This is a genomic window from Chitinophaga sp. Hz27 (assembly GCF_042263525.1).
GTDB lineage: Bacteria > Bacteroidota > Bacteroidia > Chitinophagales > Chitinophagaceae > Chitinophaga.
The window spans coordinates 317,667-336,270 of sequence record NZ_JBHKFJ010000002.1 but is presented as its reverse complement, the minus strand read 5'-3'; the positions used below and the strand labels follow the sequence as shown (position 1 = coordinate 336,270).

Below are 18,604 nucleotides of genomic sequence, written 5' to 3'. Positions count from 1 at the left end.
TTTTCGCAGTCCAAAAAAACATAATCTGCTGAATTGGAAAAGCTTGTAATTATACCTACGTACAATGAAAAGGATAATATCCACAATATCATTGACGCTGTATTTTCCTTACAGCAGGATTTTCACATCCTGATTGTAGACGATGGCTCCCCGGACGGTACCGGCGCTATCGTAAAATCGCTCCAGGCGCAACATCCAGGGCAGCTCTTCTTAGAAGAACGCTCCGGTAAGCAAGGCTTGGGCACCGCCTATATCCATGGTTTTAAATGGGCGTTAGCCAAAGGCTATCGTTATATTTTCGAAATGGATGCTGACTTCTCGCATAACCCTAAAGACCTTATCCGCCTATACGACGCCTGTGCTAAAGGCGGCGCCGATGTGGCCGTAGGCTCCCGGTATGTGAAAGGCGGCAATACCGAAAACTGGCCATGGGACCGAGCTGTATTGTCCAGAGGCGCCTCCATATATGTAGGCCTCATCACCTGGATGCCAGTAAAAGACCCTACCGCCGGCTTTGTATGCTATAGCAGCGCCGTATTGGAAGCTATCAACCTGGATGAAATCCAGTTCGTAGGCTATGCCTTCCAGATCGAAATGAAGTTTACAGCATGGAAGCTGGGCTTTAAAATTGCGGAAGTTCCTATCACCTTTAAAGATCGTAAAGAAGGCTATTCTAAGATGAGTAAAGGGATCGTGAAAGAAGGTATTCTCGGTGTATTAAAAATACAATGGCAAAGTCTCTTTCGTAAATACAAAAAAAGAGTAAGCAATTAACAACGATACAACTGCAACAGTATAAACCAGAAGTTCCGCCATCGGCGGAACTTCTGGTTTTCAGGCCAAGCCGCTCATTCTGACATCACATGAAAAAAGCATTTTTACACCTACACCTTTCCGTTTTCCTCGCAGGATTCACCGGGATTCTCGGAAAACTCATTTCTCTTAATGAAGGCATGCTGGTATGGTACAGGTTACTCATTACCTGTGTTACCATGTTTTTCCTCTTTCGCCTGAGAGGCTCCCTACAACGTTTGCCCTGGAAAGATATCCTCCCCATCGGTAGCACCGGCGTTATCGTTGCTTTGCACTGGTTATTTTTCTATGGCAGTATCAAATATGCCAACGTATCTATTGGTGTAGTCTGTTTCTCGCTGACCAGCCTCTTCACCGCCATCTTCGATCCGCTGATCAATAAGCGCCGCTTCGATGGCATAGAAATGTTGCTGAGCATGCTCACGCTAGCCGGTATCCTTCTGATCTTCCACTTCGATACGCAATACAGAACAGGTATCATCCTGGGTATCATCTCCGCCATGTTTGCTGCCCTGTTCACCGTTTTCAACAAACGACTGATCAAACGCTTTGATACTATCACCATCACTTATTACGAACTGTGGACAGGCCTCATCGTCATGACCATACTGGCGCCATTCTACGTATATGCATTCCCGGTACCTTCCCTGGTGCCTCCAGCGATCGACTGGCTCTGGCTCTTCATCCTCTCCTGGGCTTGTACCATATGTATGTACTTACTGAGCATGAGCGCCTTAAAGAGGATTTCTCCCTTTACAGTCAATCTTACTTTCAACCTGGAACCAGTATATAGCATCATCCTTGCTTTTATTATCTTCCATGAAAACAAATACCTGAACCCTGCCTTCTATGGCGGACTCGCGTGTATTATTCTTTCTGTGATATTACAGATGATAAGGGTAAATTATCAGCATAAAAAAGGTGAGATGATTGCTACACATTAATCTTCTGAAATTCTTTCTTATAACAAAAAAGCTTCTGCCTGCGGCAGAAGCTTTTTGTTTATTTTTTTAGCTTCCGTTTCTGCCTGCGGCGGGAACGGAAACTGTTAAGAGCAATAGTTGTCAGGTGCTGTTACTATTGGATCTCTACATTTATTTAATCAGCCACATCACGTCATTCTGTGAGTCGGAGCCATTGTATTGCTTCTGTATAGCTGCACGGATGTTCGTTTCATTCACCGTATACTCCACTGTAGGATATTTCCACCTAACAGGGATCTTCTGTGCATTCTTATTGGCAGGGCCAATACTGAACTTAGGGATACCTGTTCGGCGATTGTTGTAGAACGCCTGTCGGCCTGAGTTCTGGAAGAAAGCTACATACTTCTGTTCCAGTATCTGCGTTAGGCCAGCAGCCGTATTACCTGCATATACGTTCCCTGGATTTGCCAGAAACGCATCTTGTGCTGCACCTGCAACATTATAAAACGCCATATTCGCTTTGATTCCTGCTACATAGTAAGCACCAGCATCACCGGAGATCCAGCCAAGATTGATTGCTTCCGCAATGCTGAAGTTTACTTCCGCAGCGCCCAGCTGAATACATGGCCCCCCCGACGGCGTAGCTTCCCAGAAATCATAATTCAACTGAGAAAACTTACCTGCAGAAGCCATTGATTTCAAGTCTGCCATGATCATCCCTACATCGCCCCCTCTGAAAGAAGTGAATTTAGTGGCATACCCCGCATCACCGCTCTTCTTGGCGGAATCGGTAGGCAAAGCCATTACAAACAATCTCGGGTCTTCTGTCCTCTTCAAAATATCTACGATAGTAGCTGCCAGATTATTGTTCAGGTCATTCTTGATGACCACACCATCTGCCGGCCATAATGGATAATTATTATCCCTGGCATTTGCATTGAACAGCAACTGGAAATTATCTGCATTACTCAGTATCAGCGGGTATTTCGCCGGATTGCCAACAATCGTTGCAAATTGCTCTTTGATCTTCAGATCCGCATTATCATCAGCACGCTTGCTTAAACTAACGAGTACGCGTAAACGAAATGAATTCACCAGTTTTTGCCATTTGGCAAGATCTCCTTTATAATAGAAATCACCATCTACTTTTACATTAGCAGTCACTAATGGAGTAAGTGCGGTATTTACGTCTTCCAGCATTTGCAAAACAGTACGATATACTTCTTTCTGATCATCATACTTAGGGGTAAAATTGCCTTCTGATCTACCTTTGATGGCATCGGTCATTGGCACATCGCCATACATTTCTGTATTGCGCACCATAAAATAGGCGGCCAGGAATTTACCTAATTCCGGATAGCCTTTATAGTTATCCGGCGATTTTGCCACTTCCATGTTTAGCTGATTGATATCACGTAAACGGTCATACGCAGAAAAACCTTCATCTGCTGTACTCCAGTCATAAGGCTGCCCATAATAGTATGAGTTATTCTGTGTCGCATATTGGTTATGCCGCTGAACGGAGGTCCATGGCTTGTCGCCAACGTTTAACAATAATCCTGTCAGCAATAATTTCGGACTCGCATCATACACGGCTGCAGGATCTTTTTGCAGCAAACTAGTTTTCTCACAGGCACAGAGATTAGCCAGAAGTGCTGCTCCTAATATATATTTCGTTATTGTAGATTTCATGATTTCAGTTTTTAGAAAGACAGGTTGATGTTGATACCATAGCTTTTTACAGCAGGTGTCTGGAAGCCTGCATCATCAGTTACGTAAGCATCCAGCTCCATATTTTTTGTATGCTCACCGGTGAAGTACAGCAGGTTACGACCTACTAGTGATACGCTGGCATTATTGAAGAAGTGGGTACGTTTCAACATCGCTGCTGGTACATTATACGTCAGGATCAGCTCACGTAGCTTCACGAAAGTAGCGCTATGAACAAGGTTTTTATCTCCAGTATAATAAGAAGTTGCCCAATCTCTCCATAATACAGGAATATCATTTGGTGCATATTTTCTGTCATCAGAAATCACATTTCCATCACGGTCAGCATTCAGCTGACCTGACACTACTTTTTGTCCATTGGTCATCACAGAACCATGCCAGTTGGAATTATCGCGGTTCTGCCAATCGAGGTAGCGGTATTTACTTGCAGATTCAGGTGCTGTACCGGATTTCCATTGGTAGTAATCTGTGAAGTTGTAGATGAGTCCACCGAAACGGCCATCAAACTGTATTCCCAGGCTGAAGTTCTTATAACGGAAAGTGTTATTCAATCCCATCTGAAATTTATTATCTACATAACCAACCTTGCTCGAGTAAGGATTAAATAAAGGCAAACCATCGTCTCCTACTAATATCTGTCCATTGGCATCACGCTGGAAGTCTTGCAGATAATATCCATCCGCACGATCACCCAATTTAATCATATCATTCCTTGTCTGGATACCATCAATTTCTTTAAGCCATTTATGATTGGTAGACCAGGTAGCCATGGCATTCCAGGTGAAATCCTTCTGTTTAATAGGTGCTCCGGTAACGGTGATCTCACCACCTTTACGGATATACGTATATGCATTGCGTTGTACAGTAGACACGCCAGAAGCCTGCGATATGCTTACATCCACGATTCCGGGGCCTTCCAGGTTTCTATAATAAGCCACATCGAAACCTAACCTGTTATTGAAGAAACCAGCTTCTGCACCTACTTCAATAGTTTTTACGCGACTAGGCAGGATATTCGGATTATACATTTTGCTGGTATAAGTTACACCTACATTATTATCCCAACGGGTACCACTGGTTGTATAGGTAGGCAGCAGCTTATAGATATCGTAATTGCTGGATGCCGACACCAGGTCGCTGGCTACGTTAGCATAGGAGCCACGTACTTTCAGCAGGGATACATAGGAAGGCATATGCATCATTTCAGACAGCATCAGGCTGAGTGAAGCAGATGGATAAAAGTAAGTATTGTGCTTCATCGGCATCGTCGAAGATTTATCGAAACGGCCTGTCAGACTGAGAAAGATCATACTACGCCAGTCTAAATCCACGAATCCGTATGCGCTGGATACTTGTCTTTTTCCGTAATCATTGGTAGGAGAATTCTGTTCTTTTGTGTTAGAGAGATCGTAAACCCCAGGTGTGATCAAACCGCCTTTGGTACTACCTGAGAGGCTGCTCACCTTTACGGTACGCAGGTTGGCCATCAATGATCCGGTGAAGCTCAGGTCTTTGGTGAATTTATCTTTGTAGGTCAACGCACCTTCGGTATTGTTTTCCCAGAAGTAGTCATAGCTTTCACTGTAGCCGCCTACTCTGCGGTATGGTTCGTAGAAATCAGCAGAGATAGGATATCTCCAACTTTGTCTGCGGTTCCAGGTACTCACGTTGGTACGGAGTTTAAAGTTCAGTTTAGGGCTGATGGTATAGAGCATTTGCAGATGACCATAGATATCGTCTTTGTTGTAGGAATGCAATGCCTCGTTGGCGATCAGCCATGGATTGTTGTAGATGGTGTATTCGCGGTTATACTGCTGCACATTTTCTTTGCCTGGCTGCCAGTAGTTACGCAGGTCATTGATATCATAATCTACGCCACCCCAAACGGTGATCAGGTAGATCATGCTGCTGGGGCCATATCCCAGGCTAGGATAGTTAGGCGTATATTGTTTGTTATAGTTGATAGCACCTTCGAAACGCAGGTTTTTACCAGCGTTTACACCGCCGCTGAAATTAATATTAGAGCTACCCAATTTGGTGTTGGGCACCTGTCCTCTTTGTCCCATCTGTGAGAAGGAGATACGCATGTCACCATTTTCATTGGCAGTGGAAATAGCCACGTTATTGGTACTGAGCAGGCCATCGCGTAGGTAGTTAGTGAGATTGTTCTTACCTCTTGCCAACCATGGAATTGGTGTCAGCGCTCCCGTTACAGGATCTTTAGGACTGTTGTACTGCGTGATCAGCTGTCCTTCGAAGCGTGGTCCCCAGATGTTATAGTCAGCATCATTAATACCGTTGCCACGCCCGTCTTTGAATGCATACTCGAAATCGTCGCCAGGGCCGTATTCGGTCTGATATTTCACGATAGAGTTATAGCCAGCCTGAAGTTGGGTGCTGGAGTTGATGTCTACGCGGAAGCCTTTAGCACCTGCAGTTCCTCGTTTTGTAGTGATGAGGAGGGCGCCGCTTTGTCCACGCTGGCCATAGAGTGCAGCAGCGTTGGCGCCTTTCAGCACGGAATAAGATTCGATATCATCCGGGCTGAGGTTCCAGGAGTCAGAGCTGATAGGCACGCCATCCACTACTATTAATACGTTGGAAAGGCCGCGGATGCGAATACCTGGGTCGCCAAACAGGTTAGGGCTCGGCGTGATGGTGAGGCCAGCCACTTTCCCAGTAAGACCGCTTACTGCATTAGGTTCGCGGGCTTTTGTCAGGTCGCTGCCTTTCAGTTCTGTAACAGAATATCCCAGGGCTTTCTTTTCTTTTTTGATACCCAATGCAGTAACTACATATTCATTGAGTTTGGCGTCGCTGGTTTTGAGTACTACGTTTATTGGATCGTTTCCACTAACAGATACTTCCTGTGTTTCGAAGCCCAGGAAAGAAACTACCAATACCGCATTAACGGGTGCGGATATATGAAAACTACCATCACCAGCGCTGACAGTGCCTTTGGTGGTACCTTTCACGAGGATGGTAACACCGGGTACCGGCTGACCGCTGGCATCTGTGATTTTACCTTTTATTTCTACCGGAGGCACGGCAGCTAATTTGGTTGCAGCGGTACTAGCGGATTGAAGTTTGATAACGACCGTTTTGTCGAGGATCGTATAGCTCAGTGGCTGATCAGCAAGACATTCAGATAATACAGCAGCCAGTTCGGCTTCTTTCATGTGAATGTTTATTCGCTTTCCTGCAGACAGCACCTTGTTGGTATAAAGGATATCATATCCTGTCTGGCGGCTGATTTCCCGGAATACCTCCTTCAGTGATGCATTATTTTTAGCCAGGGTAACCTTGCTTTGAGAATACCCCACTGCATGCACCTGCAGGGCAAAGGCCAAAATGAAAATGGTGTTCAGTTGCATTACACGGATAATTGTGTTAGGGCAAAGGCTACGCCTACGCATACCTTTGATTAGAGTGCGCAAATACATACTTTTGTAATGGTTTGAAATGTCTAGAATTCGTTCTGTCAGATGTTTTCCGGCATTTTTTCAAGCTGGCGGGGGTGCTCCAACACTCCCGCTATTTGTTATGCCATTGTTCACTTAATTGGTTACCATAAGTTGTTACTGATTTTTGGTTGATAAAATATTCGATTGATTATTTTCCTACGGTTACAGATTTACCATCAATAGTAAAGTTGGCTTCTCCGGTAAGTGTTAATAGTTTCAGCACACCGGATATGTTGACGGTTCTGCTGACAGTTCCATTCAGGCTCATATTGAGCGAATCCTTAAAAGTCACGTTTACATCATACCAGCGTTCCAGTTGCCGCATGGCAGTGTGTATATCAGTATTATTAAAATAGAAGCGATCATTTTTCCAGGCCAGCACCTCTTCAAGGTCAGCTTCCTGTAGTTGTATGTCTGACTGGGAAGCGAAGATATTTGCTTGTTGTCCGGGGTGTAATACCACTTGTTTTCCATTTGACTTCACTGCCAGAGAACCTGTTACCAGTGTGGTTTTCATACACCCCTCCTCCTGGTAAGCCATGATGTTGAAAGACGTTCCTAATACATGTACTTCTGTATTTGCTACCGATACCACAAATGGACGGTTCACATCTGGTGCAATTTCGAAATAGGCTTCTCCTGTGAGTATTACGTGGCGTTCCTTTCCGAAGGCCAGTGGAAAACGAAGTGTGGAGGCGGCATTCAGCCATACTTTGGTACCATCGGTGAGTTCCAGCGCATACTTGCCGGCTTTAGGAATGGTAATAGTATTAAATGTTTCAGCAGCATTGGTACCAGTGCCGTTGTAGGTGAGTTCTCCATTCTGTTGTTTGCGGATGCTGGTATTGCCTTGCTGTGCGAGGAGGCCATTGGCGGCGCTGTCCAGCGAAATGACGGAACCATCGGCGAGTGTGAGCATTGCCCGGTTACCTCCTGGGGCCACGTCATTTGCTACAGCAGCTGGGGTAACATGGATGGACGAATGATGACGAAGCTTCAGATATCCAGTAGTGATGGTTACCAGCAATAATACCGCAGCGGCAGCAGCCAGCCACGGGCGGTAACGTACAATACGTGGTGGCGGAGGAGAAGCCTCTTCTTCCAGTATTTCATTGAAGCGCTGCTCCCAACGAGCGGTATCGTCTTGTACAGACACGCTACTATTGGCTTCCCAATAAATACGCAGCTGTGCAATGAGATGCTCATTGTCAGGATCCTCTTCCACCCACTGCAATAGTTCATGCAGTTCTTCCCTTGTGCAGGTGTTAGACAGATATTTTTCTACAATATATTTCCACTTTGCCTCCGGCATAGTCCTGTTGTTCACTGTTTATTATGTGCGCCTATAGGTATTGACGACAGAAAAAGATGCAATAACTATTCTCTCTGAAAAAAATTTTAGCCGTTATAATCGGGAGATAAGAAAGGCTATAAATACAGTACTACCGAGATCAAGATTTTTAATAAGATATGCTTTGATGAATTGTTGCGAACTCACGATATGGTTGTTGACAGTATTTTTAGAGATATCCAGCATAGCAGCGATCTCGTCGTGGGAGAAACCTTGTTCCCTGCTAAGTACATATACCTGCTTACGTTTAGGTGGTAATAAGTCCATGGCCTCTTTTAGCTTTGCCTGGTAATCACGCAGCAACAAACGCGAATCAGCATAGGTATCGCTTACAGGTTGAATTTCTTCCCAGATGGCTTGTTCCAATGCTGGTGCTCTGGCGGCAGCACGTAAAAAATCGATCGATTTATTATAGGAAACTTTGAACAGGAAACCATTTATGTTCTCCACCCATTGCAGTAATTCCCTGTTTTGCCAGATGCGCATGAATACATCCATCACGATTTCTTCTGCCACCTCTTTAGATTTCACCATATGCAGAATGAATGCATATAACTTACTCCGATGGGTGTCAAAAAAAACCTTGAACGACTTCGCATCACCAGCAGCGATGCCCAACAGCAAATTTTCCTCTGTGTCACCGTATTTCATTTGTTTCGGGTGGCCTTTTTGCCCAAAACTAGCCAAAATACAGCTGCTTTCCATGTGGGGCCGGTACGTTCATCCAATTTTTTCTCTCCGGCAAAATTCTATTTTGTAAATTGATCGCTGCAATCTATACTAGCACTTATGAGAAAATTTGTACTGGGCACCGTCCTTTTAGGGTCAGCCCTTTCCACCTATGCACAGCAACCATCGAAAAAGCCGCTGGACCACAGCGTCTACGATGGATGGGAGTCCGCAGCAGCTAAAATCATCAGCAACGACGGCCAATGGGTAGCGTTTACCATCAATCCGCAGGAAGGTGATGGACGCCTCGTTATCCGGGATCGTAAAACCGGCAAAGACCTCGTGCTTCCTCGTGGCGTTTTACCGGTAATCACAGAAGATTCCAAATTCCTGGTTGCCAGCATCAAAGCGCCATTCAAAGAAACACGCGAAGCCAAAATCAAAAAGAAAAAACCGGCAGAAATGCCTAAAGATTCGCTGGCTGTCATCACTTTGGCCACAGGCGATATCAAAAAATTCGCTAACGTAAAATCATTTAAAACACCTGCAAAAGGTAGCGGCTTACTGGCATTCCTCGCGGAAGCCCCAGCTGCTGATACCTCTCACGGTAAACATAGTAAGCCAGCCAAGAAAGCTGATGATGACCGCGAAGACGATGACAAAGCTGGCGACAAATCTGCTGAGTCCGGTATGCTCGTTATCCGTCAGCTGCTCACCGGCGCACAGGATACCATTAAAAATGCTGGCTCCTATGTGATCAGCAAACCTGGTAATAACATGCTCGTTGCTATCAACAGCGATAAAAAAGATAGCCTTTCCCGCACTGGCTTGCTGTTATGGCATAATGCCACCAGAAAAGCAGATACCCTTAGCCGCGGCTATGGCGATTATAAACAACTGACTTTCGATGAGAAAGGCTTACAGGCTGCCTATTTCGCTACCCGCGACAGCGCTAAATCGCTACAACAGTTCTATGCCTTGTATTACTTTAAGCCAGGTATGGATAGCGCTGTTATCGCCATAGATAAAAACAATAGCGCCGTTCCTGCTAAATGGAGTATCAGTCAGCATAGCAATATTAATTTTAGTAAAGATGATCAGCGCGTATTCTTTGGTACCGCTCCTATCCTGCCTCCAAAAGATACCAACATCGTTGATTTTGAAGTGGCAAAGGTGGATATCTGGAATTATAAAGATGATTATCTGCAACCAATGCAGTTGAAAAATGCAGACAGAGAGCTGAAAAGAAGCTACGCCGCTGTATACTACCCTGCTGCAAAACGTATGGTACAACTAGGCGATAAAGACCTGGAAACTGTACTGACCACAGATAATGGCAACAGCAACTATGCACTGGGCTACACCGACAAAGGTGAACGCGTTCAAATGCAATGGATAGGCCGCACACTTAAAACGGCATATCTCATTAATGTAAACGATGGCAGCAGAAAACTGATCAAAAACAAACTCGATGGCCAGTATATGATTTCTGCCAAAGGAAAATACACTATCTGGTATGATATGCAGGAACGCAACTTGTGGTCATTCAACAATGCTACTGGTGCTGTGGTAAATATCAGCAAAGGTATTCCTGCAAAAGTCTACGACGAAGAAGATGATCATCCGGATGCACCAGATTCCTACGGCATTGCAGGCTGGATGGACCAGGATGCTGCGGTACTTGTGTACGATCGTTATGACATCTGGCAGGTAGATCCTACCGGCGTTAAAGCACCAGTGAACATTACTGCAGGTTATGGCCGTAAAAACGCTATCCGTTTCCGTATGCTGCGCCTCGATGAAGAAGAACGCTTCTTCAAAGCTGATCAAAGCTGTATACTGAGTGCATATGCAGATACAACTAAATACAATGGTTTCTTCTCCTTACAACTCCCTGGTGCAAAAGGAAAAGTAAATGCACCTAAAGAACTGGTGCTGGGCCCTAATTCTTACCTGGACCTGAGCAAGGCCAAAAATGCGGATGTTTACACCTATATTAAAGCCAGCTATGTAGCATCTCCCGATGTTTATGCCGGTCCTCAGATCGCACAGGCAGAGAAAATCAGCAGCACCAACCCTCAGCAACAACAGTACAACTGGGGTACCGCTGAACTGTATAAATGGACTACTTTCTCCGGCAAACCAGCAGAAGGTATTCTCTATAAACCAGAAAACTTCGATGCCAATAAAAAATACCCTGTTATCTTCTACTTCTATGAGAAGCTGACAGATGGCCTGTATAACTACCAGGCGCCTGCTCCAACACCATCCAGACTAAACATTTCTTTCTTTGTTAGTCGTGGTTACCTGGTGTTTGCACCGGATATCAGCTACCAGGATGGTTATCCAGGTAAGAGCGCATACGATTATATCGTGAGTGCCGCAGAAGATCTCGCGAAGAAACCTTGGGCTGATGGTAAACACATGGGCATCCAGGGCCAGAGCTGGGGCGGTTACCAGGTGGCTTACCTTGTAACACAAACCAATCTCTTTGCTGCTGCCTGGGCAGGTGCGCCTGTCGCTAATATGACCAGTGCTTATGGTGGTATCCGTTGGGAAAGTGGTATGAACAGACAGTTCCAGTATGAGCATTCTCAAAGCCGTATCGGTGCTACCCTGTGGGACAAACCTGAATTATATCTGCAAAATTCCCCACTATTCTCACTACCTAAAGTGACTACGCCAATAGCTATTATGGCTAATGACGCCGATGGTGCAGTACCTTGGTACCAGGGTATTGAAATGTTTACCGGCTTACGTCGTTTAGGCAAACCCGTTTGGATGCTGAACTATAATAATGAAGCACATAACCTGATTCAACGTCAGAACCGTAAGGATATCTCTCGTAGAGAACAGCAGTTCTTCGATCATTTCCTGAAAGGGGAAGCAGCACCGGAATGGCTGGAAAGCGGCGTTCCTGCTACAGAAAAAGGAATCAACTGGGGCTGGGACCTCGTGAAATAAGACTTTTTTTGATAACTGAAAGACAAACGGTCTGCCAGCTTAGCTGGTGGGCCGTTTTTTTTATCTGAAACAAAAAAGTAATTTATATTAAAAATTAACATATATTTACAACACCATCATAACCGGTATGATGGCCCTATGCGCGAGAAAAGTATCCTATTAACCTAAGCAATATTGTGCCTATGAACTTCCATATTTTCCAGCCGGAAGACGCTTTGCGTCCATATGTAAAACAGTATTATTATTGGGAAGATAACACCAGAGGACTGATCCAGTTACCACAGAGTTTATTTTGTCTGGGAGATCAGTATATGGTATTTATTCAACAGGGAGAAGCCACGGTGAAGCCTGCTAACCATCCTGCCTATACGTTATCGTCCAATGCAGTAATAGGCCAGTTTACCTGTGCCTGTCAGCTGCAGGTAAAAGGCCCTGTTAAAATGGTGATCGTACAGCTGAATACTTATGGCTGTTACAAACTCGTAGGACTGGACATGCCAGCCTTTGTCAACTACTATCGTAATTTAGAGTCTTGCGACAATAACCGTTGGACGCAGCTGGCAACTAAATTAGCCAGCATTTCACAACCAGATGGTATAATTCCAATATTAAATGCAGCCTATAATAATTGCCTGCAAACAGGTGCCCGTTCACTGCGTCAGGTAGATGAAATGACGGATTATCTGGTGGCACGTAAAGGAAATGTGACCATTTCCGAGCTGGCGCATATTTTCCATCTCTCCCGCCCTACTATGGAGCGTGTATTCACTGCCGTTACCGGCATTCCGCCGCAGTTATATATCCGTATGGTACGTTTCAAAACAGCGCTTCGTTCCCTGCAACAGGTTAGTTTGCCGCAGTGGCAGGCAGCTATGAGCCGGAATACTTTATATAATCAGGCCATGTTTGTAAAAGACTATCTGTTATTTAATGGGGAGATGCCTGACTATTTTGAACCTGTATCTACCACTATTGCACCGATGCATACGGGTAACCGATTACAGGTAGCGGTTGCCAGTTAGGGTGGAGATGTTTATCTTAGGAATCTAAAATAATTCGGTATGACAGTTTATCAGGAAGGAGAATTTTTGATTTCTACGGATAAAGATCGTTTAGACATCGACGTTATTCACAACTGGCTCAGTAAAGAATCATATTGGGCAAAGGATATACCTAGAGACATTGTGGAACGTGCCATTGCAGGCTCCATGTGTTTTGGCATATATCATGGCGATGCCCTGGTGGGTTTTGGCCGCCTGACTACCGACAAGGCTACCTTTGCCTACCTGATGGACGTATTCGTATTGAAAGAGTGGCGTGGCCGCGGGCTATCGAAGATGCTGATGAAAGCCATGCTGGAACATCCTGAATTACAGGGCTTACGCCGTTGGCTGCTGGTAACTTCCGATGCCCACGGACTCTATAGCCAGTTTGGGTTTACGCCTATGCCCGATCCTGGTAAGATCATGACCTTAGCCATGACGGATCCTTACGCGAAAAAATCAGCAGAATAAATATCAATTTCGCTATCTTCAGGTAATAACTGAAGACCCTATGCAATATTCAGCAAACTGGTGGCGGGAGAAACTACAATTACAGTCCCATGTAGAGGGCGGTGCGTTTCGTGAAACCTATCGTTCTGAGTGGATGCTGGACATGAGTACCCTGCCTGCTGGTGTCAAAGGTAACCGTAATGCTTCCACCTGTATTTATTTCCTATTGGAATATGGGGAGTTCTCGGCGTTTCATCGTATAGCCGCAGATGAGATCTGGCATTTTTATGATGGGCAGACGCTCACCATATATGAAATTGAGCCAGGCGGCCATCTGATAACACATAAGCTAGGCCGTGATATCGATAAGGGCGAGCAGTTACAGGTGATTATTACCGCAGGTAACTGGTTTGCATCGCGTACGGAAATTCCGGGCGGCTATGCCTTAACCGGATGTACTGTTGCCCCAGGATTCGACTTCGCCGACTTTGAGCTTGCAGAAAAAGCCCCCTTACAGGCCGCCTATCCCCAGCATGCGCAGCTTATTGACGAACTGACCAAATAATCAGCACTTTCAAGATGCCTTTCATCGTTCCATTGCCGTTATGTTATTGATAACGGTAAGGCATATACGTGACCATAATCCGCAATTTTATTAAATTACAGTATGAAGAAAATTATATATACAGTCATATTGGTACTGTTGGCGGTTTTGATTTTCTGGATAGGGCGCTTCTTTGGTAGCAAAAACGTTAGCCAGCAGGTGATCTCCAATAGCACCATTGTGAAGGAGATCGCAGAACTCAGCAGCCTGGATGTGCAAGGCTCTGCCAGCATCAAGCGCAGCAACCTTACCGATGGTGGCAGCGACTGGACGGACAATCTGAAGAAAACTTTTCTGGAAAATACCATCTGGGTAACCATTCCCTACGAAGCCAAATATGGCGTGGATATAGATGAACACAACTTCAAGGTAAACATAGAACAGAAGAAGATCATTATCGACCTGCCATCTCCAAAACTATTAAGTTATGAGCTGAAGATCGATAAGATGGAAACCGCCAACCGCAAAGGCCTTTTCCTCTTCCAGGATGATGAAACCTATACGGATGTTCAAAAGAAGCTGTACGTGGAAACACGGGCGCAGATGGAGAACAGTCCTGCCTATATTGAGCGTTCCAAAGCGAAGATCATAGGGATTATGAAAGAGTACTACACTCCTTTCCTGAAGGACCATATCCTGGAGGTGCGCTTTGCCGGCGACTCTATACGGATAGTGAATAATATGCAGATCAAGCTTGATTAATATTTTTGCGCTTTAGCCCAAACAAAGATCGCGATGCCATTGGTATCGCGATCTTTGTTTATGAGATCTGCAGTTGCCTAAATTCGCCTGCAAACAATACTAAGCAGCTATGAATTTCACTAAGCTTCGCTTAGCAATAGGCAACAATGTTTCATTGATCGGCATTACCAACCTGGTTTCAACGCTATAAACCGCAGGATTCGGAAGATCCGTAAAACGGCGTAATAGCAATGTTTTCACATATTCGCAGGTATGTAATATATCTTTTTGGTAGGTATCCAGGTAAGTCATGTGGATACCGCGGAACTTTTCGTCATGCCTTTCGAAAATGGTGAGGCGATAGTTGTAAACCAGAATATCGCGATAGGTACCATCGCAGAGGAACATATAACCTTCGCCGGTTTCCAGCGGTACCAGGCCTACGGGCGCTATCCTCAGTTTATCTTCCACGAACTCATATAGTTCCGTTCCTTCCTTAATGGTGTCATTCATCTGGCCCAAGGCATAATCGATGATGCTTTCCAGTTCCTGCATAAGGTCATCGTCAGCGATGATCTGTTCAAAGATCAGCTGCAACTTTTCAAGATTGATGGCGCTGAGACGCTTTGGAAACTGCTGCTGGAGAAACTGTTTGTTTTCCCGGAAGGCAATCAGATTGTTGTAATGGAAGATGATATCCGCGAGCTGAGGATATAGTTTCCGCTGATCAAAATACCGGTTTATGTCCTGTAGGTATGCGAGTAACGTGTATTTTTTTAGCTCAAAGTCAATGTAGCCGTCCGCAAACCATGTTTCACTTAAGGCTCCCATAACAAATAAATTTAATGGATTCTACTATTAAATTACGAAGAATTTCTGTGATTCTCTATACAAATCCCAATTATAACATGCTTTTACAATAATATTTTTAAGTGCCTCAAAATGTTGCTGGCAGGGGATTTGAATAGTCAAAACCGGGTAAAACATCAAGAAAATTCAAATATTTTTCTGGAGTAACTTTTTTATTAGACTAATTTTCCTAACTTCAGTACATTATTTTTCATTTTTTTAATTTCAGTTATCATGAACATTTACGTAGCCAACCTGCACTACAGGTTGAACGATGAAGATCTTCATCAGATTTTCAGAGAATTTGGAGAGGTTACCTCCGCTAAGGTTATCAAAGACCATGAAACAGGTCGTTCACGCGGTTTCGGTTTCGTGGAAATGCCTAATCAAGAAGAAGGCGCTAAGGCTATGGATAGTTTGAATGGAACCGAAATAGAAGGCAAACAGTTAATGGTAAACGAAGCTAGACCAAAACAACCGAATAATAATTTCAGAGGTGGTGGTAACAACCGCGGTGGCGGTGGATACGGTGGCGGTGGCCGCGATCGTCGTTACTAATCACACTTTCCGATATACATTCGGGTAAAGCTGTTAAAAAATTTAAAAAAGAGGCCGTTTCTACTTTGTAGAAACGGCCTCTTTTTTAATGCCATCTTCTTAATAAGTTGATAGCGAAACTCCTGGTCCGACAAATAAACCTTTTGACTAGCTTACCCTTGCCATCGTTCCAAAAAATGGCTAAAATCTACCTAAAACCTGCATTTTAAGTGATTTCTAAAGGCAATCATCGCATTTTTTGCCGACAGAAGGGCGCTGCATGATTACAGCGCCCTTCTGCTTTATCAACCATAAAACAAACATGGTTTCATCCAGGGTTTCACAAAATAATACCTTATGGAGCCGGTTTGTAAATCAGGTTCTTAATCGTCCCAAAGCCTTTCAATACCTTACTGTAAGTAGCACCCATGAAATCACCGGTAGAAGCAATATCAAAGAGATACACCGACCCACCACCAGCATCATTAACACCAACTACCAACCTGCCAGTATTCTTCCCATACATATTTATAGCTGCCACCGTAGTACCCGCAGGAAAAGCAAAGACCTGCCTTGACTTACCCGCAGGCACATCATGCAGGTACAAGATGTTGTCCTTTGCGTAGTAAATATGCGGTAACGCAGCTGAAACCTTGTAAGCGGAAGCGCTGCTCAATCCCGGTGCATTGATGACATTCATTACGTCCAGCGCAGTGGAATACGGGCCGTAAGACTGGAACCTATATACAAATAGGGAATCATCATTATTATTGGCAAACAGGCAATATGCAATCTCAGTTGGCTGTTTATCTGCCCATAATAAACGCTTGTTGACATTATTAAAGTCAAATGCAGCACCATTATCCGGCGGAGGAAGCACGCTCAGCTCCGGTGAATACATATCCATCACATTGAAGTGCTGATGGATAGAATCGTAATAAATGGCGCCCATCATCATAGAAGACAGATCGTAAGGCAACATATAAAAATCATTGTTTTGTGGCGCCAGGCCAAGCTTATAAGGTGCAGGCACCATCAAACTTAACTGGTATGGCTTTCCACTAACGATCATTGACTCATTCATTGAATTAGCCATATACACCTGGCAGTTGCGATCCTTTGCCGGCATCACAAAAAACCAATCGCTCATCGATCCATTCGCTAAAAAGGAAGAAGAATTGATCTGGGTACCACCATCCTTTGCCAAGGCATAAATGTACTGGGTAGCGCCTCGTTTAAACACAGAGATATTCTGCATACTTGGCGACAAAGGCACTAACGGATTCGCTTTTGAATAGATGTTATGAAAGGCAGAATCCCTGGTATCAATCAGCGAAATATCTGAAGATGCAGCACCTTTCTCCAATACGAGCCAACCTTCATTGAATGGACTGACCACCTTTACATTCAATTTAGCCCTGGTAATGATACCGGTGGTAGTATCTTTTGCATACATATCCAGGTAATAAGTGCCTGCCTGCACAGAAATCATCTTTTTCAGATCAACTGTAGAATCCAGCACATACTTATCTAACGAGGTCCCATAAGGGTATAAGACCCAGGAATACTTGACAGCGCCAGCACTCACACCATTGAGTTTAAGATTACTGGCTACACGTAATGTATCGAATTGGTACACCGTAATACTCTGGCCGTTTATATCAGTTGTGGCCTCGTTAACGGGATGTATGTCATTGTTGCTTTTGTCTTTCAGACAGCTGGCGAATAACAGAGCGCCTGTTAATGCCAGCAATATATTTCTTACTTGCATAATTCAGAATTGATGGTCATTAAAAGGTTATCTGCTTGCCATTTTCATCGAGCATAGGGCCATTTTTCTGCTCATATTCGTCCAAAGCCGTCTGGCACATACTCTGGTATACCCCAAAAATTCCATAAGGCAGCGTGGTAGGAAAATCGTATACACCAGTCACCTGGATTACAAAGCGATATTTTACATCACTGTAAGTACCGAAGAAATAAACCAGCAAGTTGTCCCAGTTGGCAGGCTTGGTTACTTTATTATTGATTTTAACAAGAAAGAAAGCAGTACCACCACCAGTACTTCCACCAGGGTAAGAATTGGCAACGCCTGGTGCAAAATCAGTATTGGTGCCTACTGCCAGCTTAATACGTACTTCATTCTTTTTTACGTTGGAAGAACGATGTACGACAATCCCCAATTTGGTGGTATAGCTGTTGGCGGCTACTTTGGTAGGTAGCAGCTCATAATCGTCAGGCGCGAGGGCATTGGTACTATCAGCCATTACATCGATTTTTGCAGTCCTGTCTTGTGTGGTGGACAATCCCATAATACGCATAGGCACCCATACAGTATCCTGTATTAGCGAATCCGGCCTCACTGCAAAAGAATAGGTAATACTATCGAAGTTGATACCACCCATCTGCCGGTAGAAATAAATCCTGGGAGTATCTGTATATGTCTGCAATTCACTTTTCTTACAGGCAGCGAAAGACACCAACAGTCCCAAAAATGTTATATAAAGAAGATTTTTTTTCATGAT

The 18,604-nt window shown here is 44.4% G+C and carries 15 protein-coding genes; 8 read left to right on the top strand and 7 right to left on the bottom strand.

The features are described from left to right. Positions 1–33: 33 nt before the first annotated feature. Together ACE38W_RS05240 and ACE38W_RS05235 are read left to right on the top strand one after the other, a co-directional pair. Complete coding sequence (locus tag ACE38W_RS05240; RefSeq protein WP_375829265.1) at positions 34–774, top strand: polyprenol monophosphomannose synthase; 741 nt, start codon at positions 34–36, stop codon at positions 772–774. An 89-nt stretch (positions 775–863) separates the two neighbouring features. Further along, the gene (locus ACE38W_RS05235; RefSeq protein WP_375829263.1) at positions 864–1,757 is read left to right on the top strand and encodes a DMT family transporter; all 894 of its coding nucleotides are present in this window, start codon (positions 864–866) and stop codon (positions 1,755–1,757) included. 150 nt (positions 1,758–1,907) lie between these two features. On the opposite strand, the gene ACE38W_RS05230 is transcribed toward ACE38W_RS05235, so the two are convergent. From ACE38W_RS05230 to ACE38W_RS05215, 4 genes are all read right to left on the bottom strand, one after another. Beyond that, a complete protein-coding gene (locus tag ACE38W_RS05230; protein WP_375829261.1) occupies positions 1,908–3,428 on the bottom strand; it encodes a SusD/RagB family nutrient-binding outer membrane lipoprotein in 1,521 nt (506 codons plus the stop codon). A gap of 11 nt (positions 3,429–3,439) precedes the next feature. Beyond that, positions 3,440–6,910, bottom strand: a complete 3,471-nt coding sequence (locus ACE38W_RS05225) for a SusC/RagA family TonB-linked outer membrane protein (protein WP_375829260.1) — start codon at positions 6,908–6,910, stop codon at positions 3,440–3,442. A 169-nt stretch (positions 6,911–7,079) separates the two neighbouring features. After that, entirely contained in the window at positions 7,080–8,258 is a 1,179-nt protein-coding gene (locus ACE38W_RS05220; protein ID WP_375829259.1) for a FecR family protein, read from the bottom strand. Between the two features lie 78 nt (positions 8,259–8,336). Then, the gene (locus ACE38W_RS05215) at positions 8,337–8,933 is read right to left on the bottom strand and encodes an RNA polymerase sigma factor (protein WP_375829258.1); all 597 of its coding nucleotides are present in this window, start codon (positions 8,931–8,933) and stop codon (positions 8,337–8,339) included. A gap of 138 nt (positions 8,934–9,071) precedes the next feature. Here ACE38W_RS05215 and ACE38W_RS05210 point away from each other — a divergent pair, with 138 nt between their 5' ends. The 5 genes from ACE38W_RS05210 (at position 9,072) to ACE38W_RS05190 (ending at position 14,714) form a co-directional block, all read left to right on the top strand. Continuing rightward, entirely contained in the window at positions 9,072–11,915 is a 2,844-nt protein-coding gene (locus ACE38W_RS05210) for an alpha/beta hydrolase family protein (protein WP_375829256.1), read from the top strand. A 182-nt stretch (positions 11,916–12,097) separates the two neighbouring features. Beyond that, entirely contained in the window at positions 12,098–12,937 is an 840-nt protein-coding gene (locus tag ACE38W_RS05205; RefSeq protein ID WP_375829255.1) for a DUF6597 domain-containing transcriptional factor, read from the top strand. Between the two features lie 39 nt (positions 12,938–12,976). After that, entirely contained in the window at positions 12,977–13,429 is a 453-nt protein-coding gene (locus ACE38W_RS05200; RefSeq protein WP_375829253.1) for a GNAT family N-acetyltransferase, read from the top strand. 40 nt (positions 13,430–13,469) lie between these two features. Further along, entirely contained in the window at positions 13,470–13,973 is a 504-nt protein-coding gene (locus tag ACE38W_RS05195) for a cupin domain-containing protein (RefSeq protein ID WP_375829252.1), read from the top strand. A 102-nt stretch (positions 13,974–14,075) separates the two neighbouring features. After that, entirely contained in the window at positions 14,076–14,714 is a 639-nt protein-coding gene (locus tag ACE38W_RS05190; RefSeq protein ID WP_375829251.1) for a DUF4230 domain-containing protein, read from the top strand. A gap of 99 nt (positions 14,715–14,813) precedes the next feature. On the opposite strand, the gene ACE38W_RS05185 is transcribed toward ACE38W_RS05190, so the two are convergent. After that, complete coding sequence (locus ACE38W_RS05185) at positions 14,814–15,524, bottom strand: hypothetical protein (RefSeq protein WP_375829250.1); 711 nt, start codon at positions 15,522–15,524, stop codon at positions 14,814–14,816. Between the two features lie 252 nt (positions 15,525–15,776). Here ACE38W_RS05185 and ACE38W_RS05180 point away from each other — a divergent pair, with 252 nt between their 5' ends. Next, the gene (locus ACE38W_RS05180; RefSeq protein WP_375829249.1) at positions 15,777–16,100 is read left to right on the top strand and encodes an RNA recognition motif domain-containing protein; all 324 of its coding nucleotides are present in this window, start codon (positions 15,777–15,779) and stop codon (positions 16,098–16,100) included. Between the two features lie 334 nt (positions 16,101–16,434). Here ACE38W_RS05180 and ACE38W_RS05175 read toward each other — a convergent pair whose 3' ends face one another. Both ACE38W_RS05175 and ACE38W_RS05170 read right to left on the bottom strand, forming a co-directional pair. Then, positions 16,435–17,850 carry a PKD-like family lipoprotein gene (locus tag ACE38W_RS05175; protein ID WP_375829248.1) on the bottom strand — a complete coding sequence of 472 codons (1,416 nt, stop codon included), beginning with the start codon at positions 17,848–17,850 and terminating at the stop codon, positions 16,435–16,437. Between the two features lie 19 nt (positions 17,851–17,869). Beyond that, a complete protein-coding gene (locus ACE38W_RS05170; RefSeq protein WP_375829247.1) occupies positions 17,870–18,601 on the bottom strand; it encodes a DUF4843 domain-containing protein in 732 nt (243 codons plus the stop codon). Positions 18,602–18,604 lie beyond the last annotated feature (3 nt).